This window comes from Methylobacterium oryzae (genome assembly GCF_021398735.1).
Lineage (GTDB): Bacteria > Pseudomonadota > Alphaproteobacteria > Rhizobiales > Beijerinckiaceae > Methylobacterium.
Map to the genome: position 1 here is coordinate 136,899 of NZ_CP090350.1, position 18,827 is coordinate 155,725.

Genomic DNA, 18,827 nt, shown 5'->3' on the forward strand with positions numbered 1-18,827 from the left:
TTACTGGCCGCCGAAGGCCCGGAGCGGCTGGCCGGCCTCGGACCGCGGCTTCATCGTGGCCGTGCCCGTCGCCTCGTCCAGGGACGTGACCCTGGGTCCGACGACGGAGCGCAGCTCGGTCTCGAACGCGTCGAGGGCGTCGTTCAGGCGGTCCATCAGGGAGCCCGGCGCGTCTCCGGCCGGCGACGCGGCCGCCTGGGCGAGCGCGTCGCGGACCCGGCCGGCGAGCTCCTGCGTGAGCGGCGGCTTCGCGTCGGCGCAGTAGGCGTCCGTCACGATGGCGGCCCAGTCCGCCGCGGAGGATGCGTCGCCCATGCTCAGGCCTGCGCGATCGAGGGACGGTTGAAGTCGTGCATGGCGTGCCCGTTCGGGTCCGTTGGCGTGGCGCTCGCTCGTGGCATACCAAATGGCAGCCGTTATAGCGGAGGTGTTATATCGTTTTTGAAGTCGTTTCAATTTGCGTGACGCCGGGGTCACGCGTCCCGGCGGCGCGGCCGACGCTTGCCCTGAGCCCTCGCGCGGGGCAGTGGGAACGGCACGAGAGGGGCTGTCAGCGGTGTCCGGCATGCGCGTAATCGGACTCGCCGGGTGGAGCGGGGCCGGCAAGACCAGCCTGCTGGTCCGGGCCATCCCCCTGCTCGTCGCCCGCGGGGTGCGGGTGGCGACCATCAAGCACGCCCATCACGACTTCGACACGGACTGGCCTGGGAAGGATTCCTACGAGCACCGCAGGGCGGGCGCGAGCGAGGTTCTGATCTCGTCGGGCCGCCGCTGGGCCCAGGTCCACGAGCTGCGCGACGAGCAGGAGGCGAGCCTCGGCCAGCTCCTGCGGCGGATCAGCCCGTGCGACCTCGTCGTCGTGGAAGGGTACAAGCGGGAGCCAATCCCCAAGATCGAGGTCCATCGCGCCGAGAACGGCCGCCCGCCCCTCCATCCGCTGGACACCACCATCGTGGGCATCGCGAGCGACGTCGCGTTTCCGGCCTCGGGCATTCCCGTCGTAGATCTGAACGACGCGGCGGCGGTGACGGGGCTGATGCTCGACGTGGCCGTTCCCTTCGAAGACGTCCTCGGGAGGCTCTAGCCGGATGGCCCAGCTCAGCGACGACTGCTTCGCGTTCGGCGGTCCTCTGATGACCATCGAGGACGCGCACGCGCTGTTCGGCGAGCGGCTCGCAGCGATCGTCGGCACCGAGGACGTTCCCGTCCCGGACGCCGACGGGCGCGTCCTGGCCGAGGATTGCGTCGCGCCCATCGACGTCCCGCCGTTCCCCAACTCGGCCGTCGACGGTTACGCGGTCCGTTTCGCGGACCTGCGCGCCTCCGATGCGACGATCCTGCCGGTCGGCGCGGTCGTCGCGGCCGGCGCCTCCCCCGAAGGCGTGTCGGTGGCGGGCTCGGCCGCCCGGATCTTCACCGGGGCCCCGATGCCGGCGGGGGCCGACACCGTCTTCATGCAGGAGGACGTCCAGGTCCTGCCCGACGGCCGGGTGTCCCTGCCGCTCGGGCTGAAGCGGGGCGCCAACAGCCGCGACGCCGGCGAGGACGCGGCGAAGGGCTCGACGATCATCGCGGCCGGCCGGCGTCTCCGGCCGCAGGACCTGGCCCTGGCGACCGCGGTCGGCCTGCGCACGCTGAAGGTCCGCCGCACCCTGCGGGTCGGCGTGTTCTCGACGGGCAACGAACTCGTCGAGCCCGGGTCGCCCCTGGGGCCGGGCGCGATCTACGACTCGAACCGCGTCCTGCTGCTCGCTCTTCTCCGGCGGATGGGCGTCGCGGCGCGCGACCTCGGCGTCATCCGCGACGACCCGGCGGCCCTCGCGGCCAGGCTCTCGGCGGCGGCCGCCGAGCACGACGTGATCCTGACTTCGGGCGGCGTGTCGACCGGCGACGAGGATCACGTGAAGACCGCCGTCGAGAGCATCGGGCGCCTCGTGTTCTGGCGGCTGGGGATCAAGCCGGGACGGCCGGTCGCGATGGGCATGATCGACGGCAAGCCGTTCCTGGGCCTGCCGGGCAACCCGGTGGCTGTCTACGTCACCCTGCTGTTCGTGGTGCGGCCGCTCCTCGCCCGGCTCGCCGGCGAGGCCTACGCGCCGTCGCGCGGATTCACCGTCAGGGCGGCCTTTCCCTATCGGAAGCGCGCGGGCCGCAGGGAGTTCGTCCGGGTCAGCCTCGCCCGGGACGCCGACGGCGCCTGGGAGGCCCGGAAGTTCCAGCGCGACGGCGCGGGCATGCTGTCATCGCTCACCGAATCCGACGGCCTCGTGGAGCTGGAGGATGACCGGACCGAGGTCGTGCCGGGCGACGCCGTGCGGTTCCACCCGCACGGGGCCCTCTGGTAGCGGGGCCGCGCTCAGGGCCTCACGAGACGCGGACCGCGCCCCAGCATTGCCGGGCTCGCGCATCCGTTATATCAAATCTGCTATATCGCTTGTGATGGGCCGTGCGAGCGGCCGCTCGATCGGCGGGCTTGAGCAACGATGTTCGATGGTGTCTGGCGGAGCCAAGCCGGCGCGGAACTCCGCCTCCTCCAGATGGGCGAGGCGGTCTCCGGGACCTACACCGCCGCCGATCCCGGCTTCGCGCAGACGCATCGAAGCCGCATCCTCGTCGGCACGGCCGAGGGCGACATCATCGGCTTCGTGACCAGCACGTCGTCGCCCCAGGAGATCACGGCCTGGACCGGGCGCCTCGTCCGGACCGACGAGAAGACGGCCGAGGCGATCCACGCGGTCTTCCACGCCGTCGAACGGTCCTCGCAGCCGAAGGCCGTGGCCGATCACGTCGCGCTCGAGACGACCATCTTCTCGAAGGTCGAGAACGCCTGTTCGTGAAGCCAGGGTCGCGTCCCTCCTCGATGGGGTCCCGAGGAACGGGGGCGACCGTGGCGCGAGGAGCGGTCGGCGCATGCGTGATCGGCGACGGCTCTAGATGAACGGCGCGTCGGCTTCGAGGCCCAGAAGGATGCGGCCGGTCGGCACGAGCAGCCGGTCCTGATAATGCATGTGCTGGCAGGCCGCGTAGACATCGCGGAGCTGGCGCGCGAACGGCAGGTCTTCGAGGACGGCGGAACTGCCGGCCGCCTCGTACATGCTCGTGACCACCTGCTTCCCGACATGGCCCGCGTACCAGCAGGCCCGCCGAAGCTTGGCCTGCCACGCGAGCGTTATCGGACGGCCGTTCTCGGCTTCCCACCAGAATTCGGAGACCGTGTCCCGGGCGAAGGCGCGCGCGGCTTCGAGGCTCGTCTCGGCACGCGCGATCGCGACCTGGACATCCTCGCGAAGTCTCAGGGGCACCTTGCCGCCATGCGGCGTCTTCGTCTGCGCGAGATCGATGAACGCGTCGATCGAGGCCCGGGCGATCCCGAGCGGAACACCGATGGCGGCGATCGCGGCCGCCGATGCCATGGGCAGCATGTAGAGGGGCCTTCTGTCGCGAGGCATCATGAGGCTCGCGCCGTCGATGGTCTGCGCGTTCGGCACCCAGATGTCGGTGCACGCGACGTCGTGACTCCCGCTGGCCCGGAGCCCCCCGGCATTCCAGTTGCCGACGACCTCGACATCCTTCGAGGCGATGAAGACGCCGCGCAGCGACGGCCGCCCGTTCTCGTCGAGCTTCGGCCGCTCGCCCTCGATCTCCACACACATCAATGCGGACACGGAACTGTAGCGGCAGAAGCTCGCCCAGGACCAGCGTCCGTTGATCCGCCAGCCGGATCCATGGCGAACCGCTGTTCCCGTCGGCTGGCCGCTCCCGCTGCCCGCGAACTTCCTGCCGGCAGGGATGAGCGAACGCATCACGTCCGCGTCGATCAGGTCGGCGAAGCGTGACGCGCCCCCGGACGAGATCGCGGCGCACCAGGCGACCGAACCGTCGAGTTCCGCCAGAGCTTCGATCGCCGCCAGGACGCTCAGCGGATGCGCTTCAGGACCGCCCAGGCCCCGCGGAAGCCAGAGCTGCGCGAGACCGGCGTCGATGAGCGCCTCTGCGACCGGCTCCGGCAGGTCCGGGCCGACAGCGAGGGCCGACCGGTGCTCCGCGATGAGGGGCCGAAGCGCCGCGACGGTCGCGAGAAACGCCGCGTCCGGATCTCCGGCTCGCGCGGCAGGGCGGATCGAGGGGGCGACACCGTTCATTCTCAGACCTCATGACTGTCCGAGATGCATAGTAAGTTCGGTGATCGACCGCTTTCGTGTCTGTCGGAAGAGTTTTTGGTTACGATCGTAACTGGGGCGCCGTCAGACGATATTATCTGCCGGTCGGGACGCGGTAGATCGCGCTGTAACGGTTGTCGTTGAATTTTCTCGCGCTGGATCCGAGATGATGATGCTCGAATGCTTCGGGTGGACGGTCTCGTGATCGCGGAAGCCGCTGACCAACGTTGACGGATCGCGCGCGCATCCTAGGACACCGGCATCTCGATGCGGCAGCGCACGCCGTCGCGGTCCAGCGCGTACTCGACCGTGGCGCCCAGGGCATATGCCAGCGCCTCCTGGATCAACTCGGTCCCGTAGCCGCGGCGGGTGACGCGCGCCGCCTGCGCGGGCAGGCCGCTCTCGATCCAGCACAGGGCCAGTCGGCGGCGCTCGCGCCGGTCGCGCACGATCTCCCAGGTGACGCTGAGATGGCCGGTCCCGGTCTTGAGCACCCCGTGCTTGACCGCGTTGGTCGTCAGCTCGTGGACGGCGAGGGCGAAGTTCTGCACCTGTCGCGCGGTCAGGTGCACCTCGGGGCCGGCGACGGTCATGCGGTCGGTCGCGCCGTCGACGTAGGCGGCCAGCTCGGCGCGCACCAGCGCGCCCACCTCGACCGAGTCGCTGCCGTACTGGCTGAGCAGGCCCTGCGCGCGGCTGAGCGCCTGCAGCCGCGCCTCGAACGCCTCGACCGAGCTGCCCTGCCGCAGTGTCTTGCCCGCCACGGCGCTGACGACGCCGAGGAGGTTGCGCGTGCGGTGCTGCAGCTCGTTGATCAGCACTTCCTGGCGCGCCAGCAGCCTGTGGTGGTCCGTGACGTCAATGTTCACCCCCGACCACTTGCGGATCGACCCGTCGGGGTTCGTGATCGGCACCGCGCGGACGTTCGACCACCGCCAGGACGCGCTCGGGGCGTGCCACAGGCGATACTCGTGATCGACCGCCGTCCGCGTCGCGACGGCCTGCCGCCACTTCGCTTCCGTGAGCGCCCGGTCGTCCGCGTGGATCGCGTGGATCCAGCCGCGCCCGAGCCACTCGTCCGGGCGCTGCCCGGTGAACGCGCGCCAGCCCGGGCTGTCGACCTCGATGAGGCCCTCGGCCGAGGCCTCCCAGCTGAACTGACCGAACCCCTCGACCAGCCCGCGGAACCGCTCCTCGCTCGCGCGCAGATCGTCCTCCACCCGCTTGCGCGCGGTCACGTCGCTGGCGGCGCCGAACCATTCGCGGATCTCGCCGTCATCGTCGAGCAGCGGCACGGCCCGGGACAGCGCCCAGCCCAGGCTCCCGTCCGCCTGCCGGACGGGGTGCTCCAGCTCGAACATCGTCTTGGATCGGATCGCCCGCTGGATGGCCTCGCGCAGGCGCGGCTGGTCGGCCGGATCGATGTAGGCGCTCAGCCAGTCGTCGTTCGGGGTGACGGTGTCGGCCAGGAAGCCGCGGCCCTCCAGGACCCGCAGCTCGCTCCAGTCCGGGCTCATGCGGTAGATGACGTCCGAGCTGGCCGTGACGAGGGCGCGGAACCGCTCCTCGCTCGCGCGCAGCCGATCCTCGGCGCGCTTGCGCTGGAGGATGTCCTTGAACAGGACCGCCACCTGCCGCCGCTCCGGCGCCCCGATGGGGAAGGCGTAGACCTCGTACCAGCGCCCGAGCGCGTCGGCGCGGTCCTCGAAGCGTTCCGCCTTGCCGGTTCGGACGATCCGGCCGTAGGTCTCGAACCAGTGCGGCTCGAGGTCGGGCGCCAGCGCCCGGACCGTCCGGCCCACCGCGTCGCGGAGCCCGGTCTGCTGCTCGAAGGCCGCGTTCACGGACAGGAAGCGGTAGTCGACCGCCCGCCCGGCCGCGTCGAACAGGACCTCGATGGTGCAGAAGCCCTCGTCGATGGCGTCGAAGAGGTGGCGGTACCGGGCCTCGCTCGTGCGCAGCTTGGCCTCGGCGCGCAGGCGCTCACCGATCTCGAAGCCGGTCATGTGGACGGCCATGACCTTCCCGTCGGCGTCGCGCACGGGCACGAGGAGCGCGTCGAAGACGTCCTCCGCGGCGCCCTCGCCGCGGGTGTCCAGCGGCTGCCCGGCCACCTGCACGGCCTCGCCCGCGAAGGCGCGCGCGTAGAAGTCCGCGACCGTCGCCCCCCCCTCCGGGAACGTGCGCGCGAGCGGCCGGCCGAGACCCTCGGGGTGCCGGGCGCCGTAGAGCCGGGCGGCGGCGTCGTTGTAGATCAGGAGGCGCTCGGGCCCGCAGACGAGGGACGCGACCAGCGGGCTGGCGAGCACCTGCTCGACCATCACCTTGAGGCGCTCCGGCCAGCGGGCGGCCGGCCCCAGCGGCGTCCGCTCCCAGCCGAAGTCGCGGATGCGCGCGGCCATCTCGCCGTCGCCCTGTGGCCATGCCGACACTGATACGCCGCCTCGGTGATGTCGCGCGCCAGCATGTCCGCTCGCGGCGCGCGCAGCAACGTTCAGGCCCGATCGGACGACGAAATCTTCGTTCCGCCGGGCGATGACAGCATTCGCAGAGACCGGCTCAGGCCGTCTCGGATCGCGCGAGGCCCAGCTGCTCCTCCACGCACCGACGCATCACGAATTTCTGGATCTTTCCGGAGACCGTCATCGGGAAGGCGTCGACGAACTGGATGTATTTCGGGATCTTCTGATGCGCGATCTGCCCCGCGCAGAACGCGCGCACCGCCGGCTCCGACAGGGTCTCGCCGTCGCGCAGCCTGATCCAGGCGCACAGCTCCTCCCCGTATTTCGGGTCGGAGACCCCGAAGACCTGGACATCCTGGATCTGCGGGTGCCGGAAGAGGAACTCCTCGATCTCGCGCGGATAGATGTTCTCGCCGCCGCGTATGACCATGTCTTTGATCCGCCCGACGATGTTGCAGTAGCCCTCCGCATCCAGCGTCGCGAGGTCGCCTGTGTGCATCCATCCGGCGTCGTCGAGGACCTCCGCGGTCCGCGCGGCGTCGCCCCAGTAGCCGAGCATGACCGAGTAGCCGCGCGTGCACAGCTCGCCGCGCGTCCCCCGAGGGGTCACGCGCCCCTCGGGATCCACGATCTTGACCTCGAGATGCGGGTGGATCCGGCCGACGGTCGTGACGCGCCGCTCCAGCGGGTCGTCGCTCGAGCTCTGGAAGCTCACCGGGCTGGTCTCGGTCATGCCGTACGCGATGGTGACGTCGCGCATGTTCATCTGCTCCACGACCCGGCGCATCACCGCGATCGGGCACGGCGCGCCCGCCATGATCCCGGTCCGCAGGGAGCGGAGATCGAATTGCGCGAACTCGGGATGGTCGAGCTCGGCGATGAACATGGTCGGCACGCCGTAGAGCGCGGTGCAGCGCTCGGCCTGCACGGTCTCCAGCGTCGCGCGCGGGTCGAAGCCCTCGCCCGGAAACACCATGGCGCAACCGTGGGTCAGGGCCGCGAGATTGCCCATCACCATGCCGAAGCAATGGTAGAGCGGCACCGGGATGCAGATCCGATCCTCGGCGGTCAGCCGCATCGCGCGGCCGACGAAGTGGCCGTTGTTGAGGATGTTGTGGTGGGTCAGCGTCACGCCCTTCGGGGCGCCCGTCGTGCCGCTGGTGAACTGGATGTTGGCCGCGTCGTCGAACTGCATCGCGTCGGCGAGGTCGCGCAGGGCGCCGGTGCCGGCCGCGTCGCCCCGGGCCGCGACCGCGTCGAACGGGACCGTCCCCGGGGCCGGCGGTCCGCCGATCTGGATCACCGTGCGCAGGTGCGGCAGGCGGGCGGCGGACAGCCGGCCCGGCCCGGAGGCGGCGAGTTCGGGGGCCAGGGTGTCGAGCATCCCGAGATAATCGCTGGTCTTGAACGCCGTCGCCGTCACCAGAGCGGTGCAGCCGACATTGTTGAGCGCGAATTCCAGCTCCGACAGCCGGTAGGCCGGGTTGATCGTCACCAGGATCAGCCCCGCACGGGCGGCGGCGAACTGGGTCAGCACCCACTCGGCGCGGTTGAGCGACCAGATCCCGATACGGTCGCCGGGCCGAAGGCCGAGGGCGAGCAGGCCGGCCGCGAAGGCGTCGGCTTGGTCCCTCAGCTCGCGCCAGGTCCATCGGACGCCCTGGGCGTGCGCGACCAGCGCCAGGTGATCCGGCCACGCCGCGGCGGCGCGATCCAGGGCCTGGCCGATGGTCAGGCCGAGCAGGGGCTCGCCGATCGCCCCGTGGACATAGCTCACCGCCCGGTCGCTCATGTCGTCCTCCCTCGTTCCTCCGAACGCGCGCGCCGCCGCGGCGCTGTCCGAGGCCGCCCTTCGATCAGGGTGTCGGCGGCGGCGCGGCGGCCAGCGCGCGGGCGACCTTCGAGGCCGGCTCCCGGCCGAGCCGGGACGCGATCGACCGCCCGGCCGCGGCGAGGGCATCGAGATCGATCCCGGTCTCGATGCCCATGCCGCGCAGCATGTAAACGACGTCCTCGGTGGCGACGTTGCCGGCGGCCCCCGGCGCGTAGGGGCAGCCCCCGAGGCCCGCCACCGCGGCGTCCACGGCCGACACGCCGAGTTCGAGGCAGGCGAGGATGTTGGCCAGGGCCTGCCCGTAGGTGTCGTGGAGGTGCAGGGCGATCGCCTGCAGCGGCACGTCGGCGGCCACCCGCTCGACCAGCCGCCGGGCCGCGCGCGGCGTCCCGGTCCCGATCGTGTCGCCGAGGGCGATCTCGTGGCAGCCCATCGCGTGGAGGGACGCGGCGACGCGGGCGACCGCCGCCGGCGCGACGTCGCCCTCGTAGGGGCAGCCCAGGACGCAGGAGACGTAGCCCCGCACCCGCAGGTCGTTCGCGCGCGCCGCCTCCAGCACCGGGGCGAAGCGGTCGAGGGTCTCGGCGATCGAGCCGTTGACGTTGCGCCGGGAGAAGCTCTCGGAGGCGGCGGCGAACACCGCGACCTCCCGGACGCCGGAGGCGAGGGCCCGCTCCAGACCCTGCAGGTTCGGGACCAGAACGGAATAGCCGACCTCGGGCCGGGGGCGCAGCCGCGCCAGAACCTCCGCGGTCTCGGCCATCTGCGGCACCCATCGGGGCGACACGAAGCTGCCGGCCTCGATGCGGGTCAGCCCGGCCTCGGCCAGGGCCTCGATCAGCGCCACCCTGGCGGCGATCGGCACCGGCGCGGGCTCGTTCTGGAGCCCGTCGCGCGGCCCGACCTCGACCACCTGCACCCGGGCCGGATAGCTCATGCGGGCCGCTCCTCCGCCGCTAAGGTGACGATCTCGGTGCCCTCCTCGACCATGTCGTCGACGGCGTGGCGGACCTCGGCGACGGTGCCGGCCTGCGGCGCGCGGAGGGTGATCTCCATCTTCATCGCCTCGATCACCGCGAGCGGCGCGCCCTTCTCCACGGCATCGCCGGGCCGCACCCAAAGCTGGGTCAGGCGGCCCGGCACGGGCGCCGTCACCCGGTCGCTGCCGGACGCCTCGGTCCGGGGCGGGGCGAGGGGATCGACGTGGACCAGCGTCGCGTTCCGACCGCCGACGATCACCGTCAGCTCCGCGCCGCGGCGGACCGTGCGCAGCCGGCGCCAGACGCCGTCCAGCATCAGCCGCTCGCCCTCGGCGTCCTCGGCGAGCGCCGCCAGGACGGTGCCGCCCGGCAGGTCGAGGCGGGCGCTGCCGTCGGGGCGGGGGCATGCCCGCACGGTGAAGGGCGGCGCGTCGCCGTGGCGGAACTGCAGGTCCTGGTAGCCCGCCCCGGTCATCCGCCACGCATCCGGATCGGCCCAGGGCGACCACGGGTCGCCGCTCGCCCGCGCCTGCGCGGCGACGGCCGCGAGCCGGTCGCGCAGGACGGTCAGGGCGGCGGCGGCCCAGAGCGCGGGATCGACCGCACCGGTCGCTCGCGGCGCCAGCAGGTCGTCGGCGTGGCGGGCGATGAAGCCGGTGTCGAGGTCGGCCGCGCGGTAGGCGGGGTGGCCGGCGACGGCGCGCAGGAGACTGAGATTGGTCGTCACGCCGACCACCTCGTAGGCGGCGAGCGCGGCCGCGAGCTGCCGGATCGCGGCCGCCCGGTCCTCGCCCCAGACGACCAGCTTGGCGATCATCGGGTCGTAATCCGGGGTGATCCGGTCGCCCTGCACGATGCCGGTCTCGACCCGCACCCGCCCCGGCACCTCCGGCGGCTGGCGCAGGTGGGCGAGGGTGCCGACCGCCGGCAGGAAATCGCGCGCCGGATCCTCGGCGTAGACCCGCGCCTCGATGGCGTGGCCGCGCAGGGCCAGATCCGCGGCGCCGAGCGGCAGCCGCTCGCCCGCGGCCACGCGCAGCTGCCACTCCACCAGGTCGAGGCCCAAGACCATCTCGGTCACCGGATGCTCGACCTGGAGCCGGGTGTTCATCTCCATGAAGTAGAAGGTCTCGCCCTCGGCGATGAACTCCACCGTGCCGGCGCCGACATAGCCGACCGCCCGCGCCGCCGCGACCGCGGCCTCGCCCATCCGCGCGCGCCGGACCGGATCCATCCCCGGGGCGGGCGCCTCCTCGATCACCTTCTGGTGGCGCCGCTGGATCGAGCAGTCGCGCTCGAACAGCGAGACGGTGTTGCCGTGGCTGTCGGCGAAGACCTGGATCTCGATGTGCCGGGGGCGGGTCAGGTACGCCTCGATCAGCACCCGGTCGTCGCCGAAGGACGCCCGCGCCTCGCGCTGCGCGCCGGCGAGCGCGGCCTCGAACGCCGCGGCGGCCTCGACGACGCGCATGCCCTTGCCGCCGCCGCCGGCCGAGGCCTTGATCAAGACCGGGTAGCCGATCCGGGCGGCCGCCTCCTTCAGCGCCCGGACATCCTGCGCGGCGCCGTGATAGCCCGGCACCAGCGGGACCCCGGCGCGCTCCATCAGCGCCTTGGCCTCGGCCTTGGAGCCCATGGCGCGGATCGCCGCCGGGGGCGGGCCGACGAACACGAGGCCGGCCCCGGCGCAGGCGCCGGCGAAGTCCGCGTTCTCCGACAGGAAGCCGTAGCCCGGATGGATCGCCTCCGCCCCGGCGCGCCGGGCGACGTCGAGGATCCGCTCGGCCACGAGGTAGCTCTCGCGCGCCGGGGCGGGCCCGATCGGCCACGCCTCGTCGGCCATCCGGGTGTGTCGGGCGCCGGCATCCGCCTCCGAATAGACCGCGACCGTGCCGATGCCGAGGCGCCGGGCGGTGGCGATCACCCGGCAGGCGATCTCCCCGCGGTTGGCGATGAGGATCTTGCCGAACATGGCCGCCCCCTCAGTCCCGCCGCCACGGGGCTAAGCGCTTGTCGAGGAAGGCGGCGATGCCGGCCTGCCCCTCGTCCGAGGCTCGGCGCCGGGCGATGCGCCGGCCCGTCTCGCGCCCCAGGTCGGCGTCCACCGGCCGCCCCTCGCACAGGAAGACGAGGTCCTTGGCCTCGGCCTGCGCGCCCGGGGCGCCCCGGAGGATGTCGCGCAGCACCTCCGCGCCGGCCGCCTCCAGCCGGTCGTCGGGCACCACCTCGTGCACGAGGCCGATCGCCCGGGCGCGCTCGGCGGAGAAGACCTCCGCGGTCTGGAACAGGCGCCGGGCCCAGCGCGGGCCGATCGCGTTGACCACGTAGGGGCCGATCGTCGCCGGGATCAGGCCGAGCCGCACCTCGCTCAGGCAGAACCGCGCGCTCTCGGCCGCGATGGCGATATCGCAGCAGGCGGCGAGCCCGACGCCGCCGCCGTAGGCCGCCCCGTGCACGAGGGCGAGCGTCGGCTTCGGCAGCCGGTCGAGACTGTGCATCAGCCCCGCGAGCCCGGCGGCGTCGGCGAGGTTGCTGTCGAAGGACTGGCCGGCGATCCGGCGCATCCAGGCGAGGTCGGCGCCCGCCGAGAAGCTCTGGCCGGCGCCCGCCAGGACGACCGCCCGGATCCCGGGAGCGGCGCCCAGCCGGTGCAGGGACGCGGTGAGGGCGGCGATCAGGCCGTCGTCGAAGGCGTTGTGCTGCTCCGGACGGTTGAGCGTCAGGGTGGCGACCCCGCGTTCGTCGACCGTCTCCAGCAAGGTGCCACTCATCCCGCGCCTCCTACATCCGGAACAGGCCGAAGCGGGTCTCGGGAATCGGCGCGTTGAGGCTCGCCGAGAGACCGAGCGCCAGGACGCGGCGCGTGTCGGCCGGGTCGATCACCCCGTCGTCCCAGAGCCGGGCGCTGGAATAGTAGGGGTGGCCCTGCTCCTCGTACTGCGCCCGGATCGGCGCCTTGAACGCCGCCTCGTCCTCCGCCGACCACGTGCCGCCGCGGCCCTCGACACCGTCGCGCCGGACCGTGGCCAGGACCGAGGCGGCCTGCTCGCCGCCCATCACGCCGATCCTCGCGTTCGGCCACATCCAGAGGAAGCGCGGCCCGTAGGCCCGCCCGCACATGCCGTAATTGCCGGCCCCGAAGCTGCCGCCGATCAGGACGGTGAATTTCGGCACCGCCGCGGTCGCGACGGCGGTGACCATCTTGGCCCCGTCCTTGGCGATGCCGCCGGCCTCGTAGCGCCGGCCGACCATGAAACCGGTGATGTTCTGGAGGAACACCAGGGGCACGCCGCGCTGGGCGCAGAGCTCGACGAAGTGGGCGCCCTTCAGGGCACTCTCCGAGAACAGGATGCCGTTGTTGGCGACGATCCCCACCGGGTAGCCCCAGATATGGGCGAAGCCGCAGACCAGGGTCTGGCCGTAGAGGTGCTTGAACTCGTCGAAGTCGCTGCCGTCCACCAGCCGGGCGATGACCTCGCGCACGTCGTAGGGCGTCCGGCGGTCGGCCGGCACCGCCGCGTAGATCTCCTCGGCGGCGTAGCGCGGCGGCTCGGGCTGCCGCGGCGCGAGCGCGGGGCGCTTCACCGCGTTCAGGTTGGCCACGATGCGGCGGGCGATGCCGAGGGCGTGGGCGTCGGTCTCCGCCATGTGGTCGGTCACGCCCGAGATCCGGGCGTGCACGTCGGCGCCCCCGAGTTCCTCGGCGCTGACCACCTCGCCGGTCGCGGCCTTCACCAGCGGCGGCCCGCCGAGGAAGATCGTGCCCTGGCCGCGGACGATGATCGACTCGTCGCACAGCGCCGGCACGTAGGCGCCGCCGGCGGTGCAGGAGCCCATCACCACGGCGATCTGGGCGATGCCCTGCGCCGACATCGTCGCCTGGTTGTAGAAGATGCGGCCGAAATGGTCCCGGCCCGGGAAGACCTCGTCCTGGCTGGGCAGATGCGCGCCGCCGCTGTCGACGAGGTAGAGGCAGGGCAGCCGGTTCTGCTGCGCGATCTCCTGCGCCCGGAGGTGCTTCTGCACCGTCATCGGGAAGTAGGTGCCGCCCTTCACGGTCGCGTCGTTGGCGACGATCACGCACTCGCGCCCCGCGACGCGGCCGATGCCGGTGACGATCCCGGCCGAGGGGACCTCGCCGCCGTAGAGGCCGTGCCCGGCGAGCTGGCCGATTTCCAGGAAGGGCGAGAACGGGTCGATCAGCGCCCGGATCCGGTCCCGGGGCAGGAGCTTGCCGCGGGCGCGATGGCGCTCCCGCGCGGCCTCCCCGCCGCCGAGGCGGACGCGGTCGGCGGTCGCGCGCAGGTCCGCCACCAGGGCGCGCATGGCCTCGGCATTGGCACGGGCCTCGGGCGCGCGCGGATCCAGAGCGGATTCGATCACCGGCACGGCGCCCGCTCCCCGCTCAGGCCGTCTCGGCGAACAATTCGCGGCCGATCAGCATCCGCCGGATCTCGCTCGTGCCGGCGCCGATCTCGTAGAGCTTGGCGTCGCGCAGCAGGCGGCCGGTCGGATAGTCGTTGATGTAGCCGTTGCCGCCGAGCGCCTGGATCGCGTCGAGGGCCACCGTGGTCGCGCGCTCGGCCGCGAACAGGATCGCGCCCGCGGCGTCCCGGCGCGTCGCCCGCCCCCGGTCGCAGGCCCGCGCCACCGCGTAGACGTAGGCCCGGGCGGCGTTCGTCGCCGTGTACATGTCGGCGATCTTGCCCTGCATGAGCTGGAACTCGCCGATCGGCCGACCGAACTGCCGGCGCTCGTGGAGGTAGGGCAGGACGACGTCGAGGCAGGCGCGCATGATGCCGAGCGGCCCGGCGGCCAGCACGGCGCGCTCGTAGTCGAGGCCCGACATCAGCACGCCGACGCCGCGCCCGACCGCGCCCAGGACGTTCTCCTCCGGTATCTCGCAGTCCTGGAACAGCAGCTCGCAGGTGTTCGAGCCGCGCATGCCGAGCTTGTCGAGCTTCTGCGCGGTGGAGAAGCCGGGAAAATCCTTCTCGACCAGGAACGCCGTGATCCCCCGCGGACCGGCCTCGGGATCCGTCTTGGCGTAGACCACCAGGACGTTGGCGTCGGGACCGTTGGTGATCCACATCTTGGTGCCGTTCAGGACGTAGCGGTCGCCGCGCCTGTCGGCCCGCAGCCGCATGGAGACGACGTCGCTGCCGGAGCCCGGCTCGGACATCGCGAGCGCGCCGACATGCTCGCCCGCGATCAGCTTCGGCAGGTAGCGCCGCTTCTGCGCCTCGGTGCCGTTGCGGCGGATCTGGTTCACGCAGAGGTTGGAATGCGCGCCGTAGGACAGCCCGACCGAGGCCGAGGCCCGGCTGATCTCCTCCATGGCCACGGCGTGCTCGAGGTAGCCCATGCCGGCGCCGCCATAGGTCTCCTCGACGGTGACGCCCAGAACGCCGAGGGCGCCGAGCTTGCGCCAGAGGTCCGCGGGAAACGCGTTGCTGGCATCGATCGCCGCCGCGCGGGGGGCGATCTCGGCGCGCGCGAAGCGCTCCACCTCGGCGCGCAGGGCGTCGGCCGTCTCGCCCAGGCCGAAGTCGAAATCCTGCAGGCCGATGGGCATCGCGCGTCTCCTCGCCTGAGAATCGGGCACTCGCCTCTTTGAAACGAACGTACGTTCGTTAAGCGAGGCTGGCAAGGCGATTTACGAACGGTTGTTCGTTAGCCTATAGCGAGGATCGGCGTGAGCATTCCCCGGTGTCTGTTGCGCTCTGAACTTTCTTCGGAGTGTCTTCGTGGGTCGCACCGCCGGATCGAACGGGCCGCGCACGGCCGCCGCCATCCGCCGGGCCGGGCTTCGGCTCATCTATCGCCACGGCTACGAGGCGATGACCCTGCGCGCCCTGGCCGCCGAGGTCGGGATCCAGGCGGCCTCGCTCTACAACCACATCCGCAGCAAGCAGGATCTGCTGTTCGACATCGTCCGCGACCACATGGAGACGCTGCTGGCGCGGACCGACGCGGCGCTGGCGACGGCGACCGGCACCCCGACGGACCGTCTCCGCGCCTTCGTGGCGCACCATGTCACGTACCATCTCGAGAAGAAGCAGGAAGTCTTCATCGCGAATTTCGAGCTGCGCTCGCTCGACCCGCCGCATTACGCGGCGATCGTCGCCCTGCGCCGGGCCTACGAAGACCGATTGGTCGCGCTGCTCGAGCGGGGATCGGAGGCGGGGGAGCTGGACGTCCGGGATGCGCGGGTCGCCGGCTACGCAATCCTCGGGATGCTCACCAGCGCCTGCACGTGGTACCGGCCCGACGGCCGGATGACCAAGGCGGAGATCGTCGCCCTGCACACCGACATGGCGCTGCGGGGTTGCGTCAGGCGTCAGCCATAGACCCCGTCGCGCCGGGGAACGGCGGTCGCCTCAGATCAGGCCGCCCGGCGGTGCGGCGGTGAGAGTCCTGCCGGCCCGCGTGACGAGCTTGGCGAAGGCCAGCGCCGCCGCCGAGGCCTGGGCTTCCGAGGGGAAGGTGCGGTCCGATGTCAGGACCGGCATCTGCGTCGTATCGAGGAGGACCCAGGTCCACAGACGGGTGTCGGTCGCGCGGATCTCGAAATGCATGGCGAACTCGTCGGGCAATGGCACATGCCCGCACAATGCGCCGCGAAAAGGCCTGACGCGTTAAGAGCTTGACTGGCGCAACAACCTGCGTCGGCGCGCACCGGCCTTGCCCCCGACATCCTCGCAGATCACAGGCGGGAACCTGCGCCGCCCAGGGCGGATCTCGCCACGGTCGGCCCCGACTTGGCATGCCAGCTTGGCTTTATCCGGCCATTCGATGCTACCCTCGCGCGGTCGGCATGCCGTGCCGACGGCGTGAGCAGGAGCGACATGGTAGAGCGGTACCATTTCCGCCTGAGGGGGCCGGACGAGGTCATCGAGGACGAGGAGGGCGTGCTGGCAAACTCGATCGAGATCGCCGTGGCCGAGGCGACGCAGCTGATCGCCGAGATGCACGCACGGGGCGAGTTGCCCGATCCCGACGAGCGCTGGTGCGTGGAGATCCACACCACCGACGGTGTCGTGCTTCGTTCCCTTCAGCTGTACTGAGCGCTGGGCGCGGGGCGCGGGAGCTTGCGCAGGATCAGGCGGATGTGTTCGCGGAGGGTGATCGCCTCAGGCGGCGGACCGGCACCCGGAGGCTCGACCGCTATCTCCGGACCACCCAGCACCGAGGCGTACATCGAGCTCTCCACGCTTTTCGCGAGCAGTAACCATCAGCCGTAGCAAACCGTTGCAAGCATCATAAGTCAGGTTTCGCCCTACAGGACGCGGCCGCTTCTACGTCGACAGGGGCACCCGGCTCGATGGGCGACTTTCGGATATGAAGTCTCTCGCAGACGAGGCACATATTTCGGCGGCCGCGAGGCCGGCTGAGTCAGGTATTCGCCTGGACAGGTCGGCGCGGCACTGGAGGCGCGTGCCGCATCGGTCGAGGACGAGGCTGCGGCGGCACACGCTGATCTCGGCGACGGCGCCGGAAGCCCGGCAAGCGCGGCGATGACTTGCCGGATCGGTGACCGAAGCGTCCGGCTGGGGTCGCGCAGGGTTGGCCTCGTGCGCCGCGTACGCGGTCGGGAGGTCGACAGCGCCGCCGGCGAGCCGGATTTGTCGAAAGGGTCGCAGGCGTCGGAAAATCCCCGGCCACGCTGAAACAGGCGACCCGGCGATGCAGTTGCCGCTGCATGTCAGGACCTCGCCCCATCGCCGTCCTCGCCGAGGACGAAGAGTTCAGCCGCCTCGTCGCGGCCGACATGCTGACGGCGTTGGGGTTCGAGGTGCTGGAGGCGGAACACGCCCAGGGCGCGCTCCAGCATCTGGAGGCATGTGACGGGGCCGTCCTGCTCTACACCGACATCAACATGCCCGGCACGATGGACGGCCGCGCGCTCGCGCACGCCGTCCGGGCACGCTGGCCGGAGACCCGGATCATCGTCTGCTCGGGCTGCGATCCGCGCGAGGCGACCGCGCTGCCCGAGGAGGCCCATTTCATCGCCAAGCCCTGTGGGGAGAAACTGGTGCGCAAGGCGCTCAAGGCCCTGCACCTGCACTAGGGCCGCTCCCGACCGGGTCGGGCGAGGGGGCATGTCGCGGCTGTCTCGACCGGCGACACCTGTCCTCCAGCCGTCGCAGCACGGTCGAGAACGGCCCGCGCTGCGCTGTCTGGGCGGCCTCAGCTCGCGAGGAAGGCGGCCAGCCCGGCCAATCCCGAGAGGGAAGCGCGGCTTTCCTCCAGGCACCGCGCGTTCAGGTCCGCGGCCAAACCGTCGAGCTTGGCCTGGAGCAGGCCGATGCTGGCCGGGGACAGGTTGCCGGGGAGCAGGACGATCACGTCGCCTTCGTCGAGGTGTATCGTCTCGCGGATCGCAGCATCAGCCATCGGAGCCTCCACCGGGAATACTGATCTCTCGGCCTGTCGGTAAGCTCTCACGGGCCGAGGCCGCCGACCGTGCTCCGGCGCACGCCCTCGAACACTGACTCGCATCCGTGGCGATCCGGGGAGATCCGCGCCGGCGTCCCGCGGACAGGACCGTCCGGCTACGCCCGAGCGCGCCGCGCCAGCGCTCGCCCGACCTCGAAGAGCGCCAGATCCGACACCTGTTGCAGCCGCTGGTGGCCCATCGCGACGATCGCCGCGCGCGCCTGCAGGAGGTGATCGACCGCGATGATCATTGGGTCGTCCGCCGGCAGATCGCCCGCCGCGCTCGGAAGGAAGGGGCCGCGGTGGCTGTCCGTGGTGTCGATGATGATGCCGCGACCGCGCATCCGTCCCGCCGGATCGGGCGTGAGGCTGCCACGGTCGAGAACCCATCGAACCTCGCCGCCGTCCGTGAGGACGCGGTACTCGGCCGAGACGGGGCCGCCGGTCCGGCGCACCCGGGCGATGCGCGCGAAGACCCAGTCGCGATCGTCCGGATGGGTGCATCGAAGGGCGATCTCGATGGGCAGCGGGCGCCCGGCCAGGGTCGCATCCCCGGCGAGCAGCGCCGCCGTCCCCTCGTCGAGGAGGGATTGTCCCGCCGACACGTCCGCTGTCCAGGCGCCGACATAGCCGGCCGCGCGCAATGCAAGATCAGCCGTAGTCTGCAACAGCCTGGCCTCCTCCGGCGCAAATCGGTTCGCACAAACCCGATCTCTGGTAGCGATATACCAAAATCGATAATCGGTACCAGTATCATACCGCCCGTACCGGAAATTTGGCAACTTCTAGTATCTGCGTGACCCGCAGATATACAACTCTCTGCAGCAGATCGTGTCGGCCAGGATCGGCGCGACGCGCGGCAAGAACTCCTCGGCGCCGCCGCAACAATGTGTCAGTGCTCCCGGCGACCCGACAGCGCCGTCATCGATCGAAGCGCGCCGCGGCACCCCGC

18 protein-coding genes are annotated in these 18,827 nt (G+C 71.6%); 6 read left to right on the plus strand and 12 right to left on the minus strand.

Annotated elements, in window-relative coordinates:
- Nucleotides 1–315 carry a hypothetical protein gene (locus LXM90_RS29060; RefSeq protein ID WP_020094840.1) on the minus strand — a complete coding sequence of 105 codons (315 nt, stop codon included), beginning with the start codon at nucleotides 313–315 and terminating at the stop codon, nucleotides 1–3.
- Nucleotides 316–565: 250 nt separating this feature from the next.
- Here LXM90_RS29060 and mobB point away from each other — a divergent pair, with 250 nt between their 5' ends.
- From mobB to LXM90_RS29075, 3 genes are all read left to right on the plus strand, one after another.
- On the plus strand, nucleotides 566–1,084 hold the full coding sequence (gene mobB, locus LXM90_RS29065; protein WP_042675035.1) for a molybdopterin-guanine dinucleotide biosynthesis protein B: 519 nt from the start codon (nucleotides 566–568) through the stop codon (nucleotides 1,082–1,084).
- 4 nt (nucleotides 1,085–1,088) lie between these two features.
- Nucleotides 1,089–2,345 carry a gephyrin-like molybdotransferase Glp gene (gene glp / locus LXM90_RS29070; protein ID WP_020094838.1) on the plus strand — a complete coding sequence of 419 codons (1,257 nt, stop codon included), beginning with the start codon at nucleotides 1,089–1,091 and terminating at the stop codon, nucleotides 2,343–2,345.
- Between the two features lie 138 nt (nucleotides 2,346–2,483).
- Nucleotides 2,484–2,837 carry an avidin/streptavidin family protein gene (locus LXM90_RS29075; protein WP_020094837.1) on the plus strand — a complete coding sequence of 118 codons (354 nt, stop codon included), beginning with the start codon at nucleotides 2,484–2,486 and terminating at the stop codon, nucleotides 2,835–2,837.
- Between the two features lie 93 nt (nucleotides 2,838–2,930).
- Here the strand turns inward: LXM90_RS29075 and LXM90_RS29080 are convergent, their stop codons facing one another.
- The 8 genes from LXM90_RS29080 to LXM90_RS29115 all read right to left on the minus strand — a co-directional run bounded on the left by LXM90_RS29080 (nucleotide 2,931) and on the right by LXM90_RS29115 (nucleotide 15,011).
- Nucleotides 2,931–4,142 (minus strand): acyl-CoA dehydrogenase family protein, encoded by a 1,212-nt coding sequence (locus LXM90_RS29080; RefSeq protein ID WP_020094836.1) that lies wholly within the window; start codon nucleotides 4,140–4,142, stop codon nucleotides 2,931–2,933.
- Between the two features lie 266 nt (nucleotides 4,143–4,408).
- Nucleotides 4,409–6,562: a PAS domain-containing sensor histidine kinase gene (locus tag LXM90_RS29085; protein WP_234083288.1), complete on the minus strand. Its 2,154-nt coding sequence runs from the start codon at nucleotides 6,560–6,562 to the stop codon at nucleotides 4,409–4,411.
- Between the two features lie 157 nt (nucleotides 6,563–6,719).
- On the minus strand, nucleotides 6,720–8,414 hold the full coding sequence (locus tag LXM90_RS29090) for an AMP-binding protein (RefSeq protein ID WP_234083289.1): 1,695 nt from the start codon (nucleotides 8,412–8,414) through the stop codon (nucleotides 6,720–6,722).
- A 64-nt stretch (nucleotides 8,415–8,478) separates the two neighbouring features.
- Nucleotides 8,479–9,393 (minus strand): hydroxymethylglutaryl-CoA lyase, encoded by a 915-nt coding sequence (locus LXM90_RS29095; RefSeq protein ID WP_234083290.1) that lies wholly within the window; start codon nucleotides 9,391–9,393, stop codon nucleotides 8,479–8,481.
- Nucleotides 9,390–11,408, minus strand: a complete 2,019-nt coding sequence (locus tag LXM90_RS29100; RefSeq protein ID WP_234083293.1) for an acetyl/propionyl/methylcrotonyl-CoA carboxylase subunit alpha — start codon at nucleotides 11,406–11,408, stop codon at nucleotides 9,390–9,392. The genes LXM90_RS29095 and LXM90_RS29100 overlap by 4 nt, the downstream gene beginning before the upstream one ends.
- Nucleotides 11,409–11,418: 10 nt before the next feature.
- A complete protein-coding gene (locus LXM90_RS29105; protein ID WP_091927628.1) occupies nucleotides 11,419–12,207 on the minus strand; it encodes an enoyl-CoA hydratase-related protein in 789 nt (262 codons plus the stop codon).
- Nucleotides 12,208–12,217: 10 nt separating this feature from the next.
- On the minus strand, nucleotides 12,218–13,825 hold the full coding sequence (locus tag LXM90_RS29110) for a carboxyl transferase domain-containing protein (RefSeq protein ID WP_132368266.1): 1,608 nt from the start codon (nucleotides 13,823–13,825) through the stop codon (nucleotides 12,218–12,220).
- 16 nt (nucleotides 13,826–13,841) lie between these two features.
- Nucleotides 13,842–15,011 carry an isovaleryl-CoA dehydrogenase gene (locus LXM90_RS29115; protein ID WP_234083294.1) on the minus strand — a complete coding sequence of 390 codons (1,170 nt, stop codon included), beginning with the start codon at nucleotides 15,009–15,011 and terminating at the stop codon, nucleotides 13,842–13,844.
- 172 nt (nucleotides 15,012–15,183) lie between these two features.
- Between LXM90_RS29115 and LXM90_RS29120 the strand changes: the two genes are divergently transcribed.
- Nucleotides 15,184–15,786: a TetR/AcrR family transcriptional regulator gene (locus LXM90_RS29120; RefSeq protein ID WP_020094829.1), complete on the plus strand. Its 603-nt coding sequence runs from the start codon at nucleotides 15,184–15,186 to the stop codon at nucleotides 15,784–15,786.
- 30 nt (nucleotides 15,787–15,816) lie between these two features.
- Here LXM90_RS29120 and LXM90_RS29125 read toward each other — a convergent pair whose 3' ends face one another.
- Nucleotides 15,817–16,014, minus strand: a complete 198-nt coding sequence (locus tag LXM90_RS29125; RefSeq protein WP_020094828.1) for a hypothetical protein — start codon at nucleotides 16,012–16,014, stop codon at nucleotides 15,817–15,819.
- 270 nt (nucleotides 16,015–16,284) lie between these two features.
- Between LXM90_RS29125 and LXM90_RS29130 the strand changes: the two genes are divergently transcribed.
- Both LXM90_RS29130 and LXM90_RS29135 read left to right on the plus strand, forming a co-directional pair.
- Complete coding sequence (locus LXM90_RS29130) at nucleotides 16,285–16,503, plus strand: DUF6894 family protein (RefSeq protein WP_020094827.1); 219 nt, start codon at nucleotides 16,285–16,287, stop codon at nucleotides 16,501–16,503.
- Nucleotides 16,504–17,138: 635 nt separating this feature from the next.
- Entirely contained in the window at nucleotides 17,139–17,507 is a 369-nt protein-coding gene (locus LXM90_RS29135; RefSeq protein ID WP_020094826.1) for a response regulator, read from the plus strand.
- A 119-nt stretch (nucleotides 17,508–17,626) separates the two neighbouring features.
- On the opposite strand, the gene LXM90_RS29140 is transcribed toward LXM90_RS29135, so the two are convergent.
- Both LXM90_RS29140 and LXM90_RS29145 read right to left on the minus strand, forming a co-directional pair.
- Entirely contained in the window at nucleotides 17,627–17,833 is a 207-nt protein-coding gene (locus LXM90_RS29140; protein WP_020094825.1) for a hypothetical protein, read from the minus strand.
- Between the two features lie 158 nt (nucleotides 17,834–17,991).
- On the minus strand, nucleotides 17,992–18,543 hold the full coding sequence (locus LXM90_RS29145; RefSeq protein ID WP_234083295.1) for a PAS domain-containing protein: 552 nt from the start codon (nucleotides 18,541–18,543) through the stop codon (nucleotides 17,992–17,994).
- Between the last annotated feature and the right edge of the window lie 284 nt (nucleotides 18,544–18,827).

Bases quoted from the DNA above. Each gene is read 5' to 3' on its own strand.
- LXM90_RS29075 (WP_020094837.1), top strand. From the start codon at position 2,484: ATGTTCGATGGTGTCTGGCGGAGCCAAGCCGGCGCGGAACTCCGCCTC.
- LXM90_RS29100 (WP_234083293.1), bottom strand. From the start codon at position 11,408: ATGTTCGGCAAGATCCTCATCGCCAACCGCGGGGAGATCGCCTGCCGG.
- LXM90_RS29085 (WP_234083288.1), bottom strand. From the start codon at position 6,562: ATGGCCGCGCGCATCCGCGACTTCGGCTGGGAGCGGACGCCGCTGGGG.
- mobB (WP_042675035.1), top strand. From the start codon at position 566: ATGCGCGTAATCGGACTCGCCGGGTGGAGCGGGGCCGGCAAGACCAGC.
- LXM90_RS29135 (WP_020094826.1), top strand. From the start codon at position 17,139: ATGTCAGGACCTCGCCCCATCGCCGTCCTCGCCGAGGACGAAGAGTTC.
- LXM90_RS29115 (WP_234083294.1), bottom strand. From the start codon at position 15,011: ATGCCCATCGGCCTGCAGGATTTCGACTTCGGCCTGGGCGAGACGGCC.
- glp (WP_020094838.1), top strand. From the start codon at position 1,089: ATGGCCCAGCTCAGCGACGACTGCTTCGCGTTCGGCGGTCCTCTGATG.
- LXM90_RS29090 (WP_234083289.1), bottom strand. From the start codon at position 8,414: ATGAGCGACCGGGCGGTGAGCTATGTCCACGGGGCGATCGGCGAGCCC.
- LXM90_RS29060 (WP_020094840.1), bottom strand. From the start codon at position 315: ATGGGCGACGCATCCTCCGCGGCGGACTGGGCCGCCATCGTGACGGAC.
- LXM90_RS29080 (WP_020094836.1), bottom strand. From the start codon at position 4,142: ATGAACGGTGTCGCCCCCTCGATCCGCCCTGCCGCGCGAGCCGGAGAT.
- LXM90_RS29130 (WP_020094827.1), top strand. From the start codon at position 16,285: ATGGTAGAGCGGTACCATTTCCGCCTGAGGGGGCCGGACGAGGTCATC.
- LXM90_RS29105 (WP_091927628.1), bottom strand. From the start codon at position 12,207: ATGAGTGGCACCTTGCTGGAGACGGTCGACGAACGCGGGGTCGCCACC.
- LXM90_RS29125 (WP_020094828.1), bottom strand. From the start codon at position 16,014: ATGCATTTCGAGATCCGCGCGACCGACACCCGTCTGTGGACCTGGGTC.
- LXM90_RS29140 (WP_020094825.1), bottom strand. From the start codon at position 17,833: ATGGCTGATGCTGCGATCCGCGAGACGATACACCTCGACGAAGGCGAC.
- LXM90_RS29095 (WP_234083290.1), bottom strand. From the start codon at position 9,393: ATGAGCTATCCGGCCCGGGTGCAGGTGGTCGAGGTCGGGCCGCGCGAC.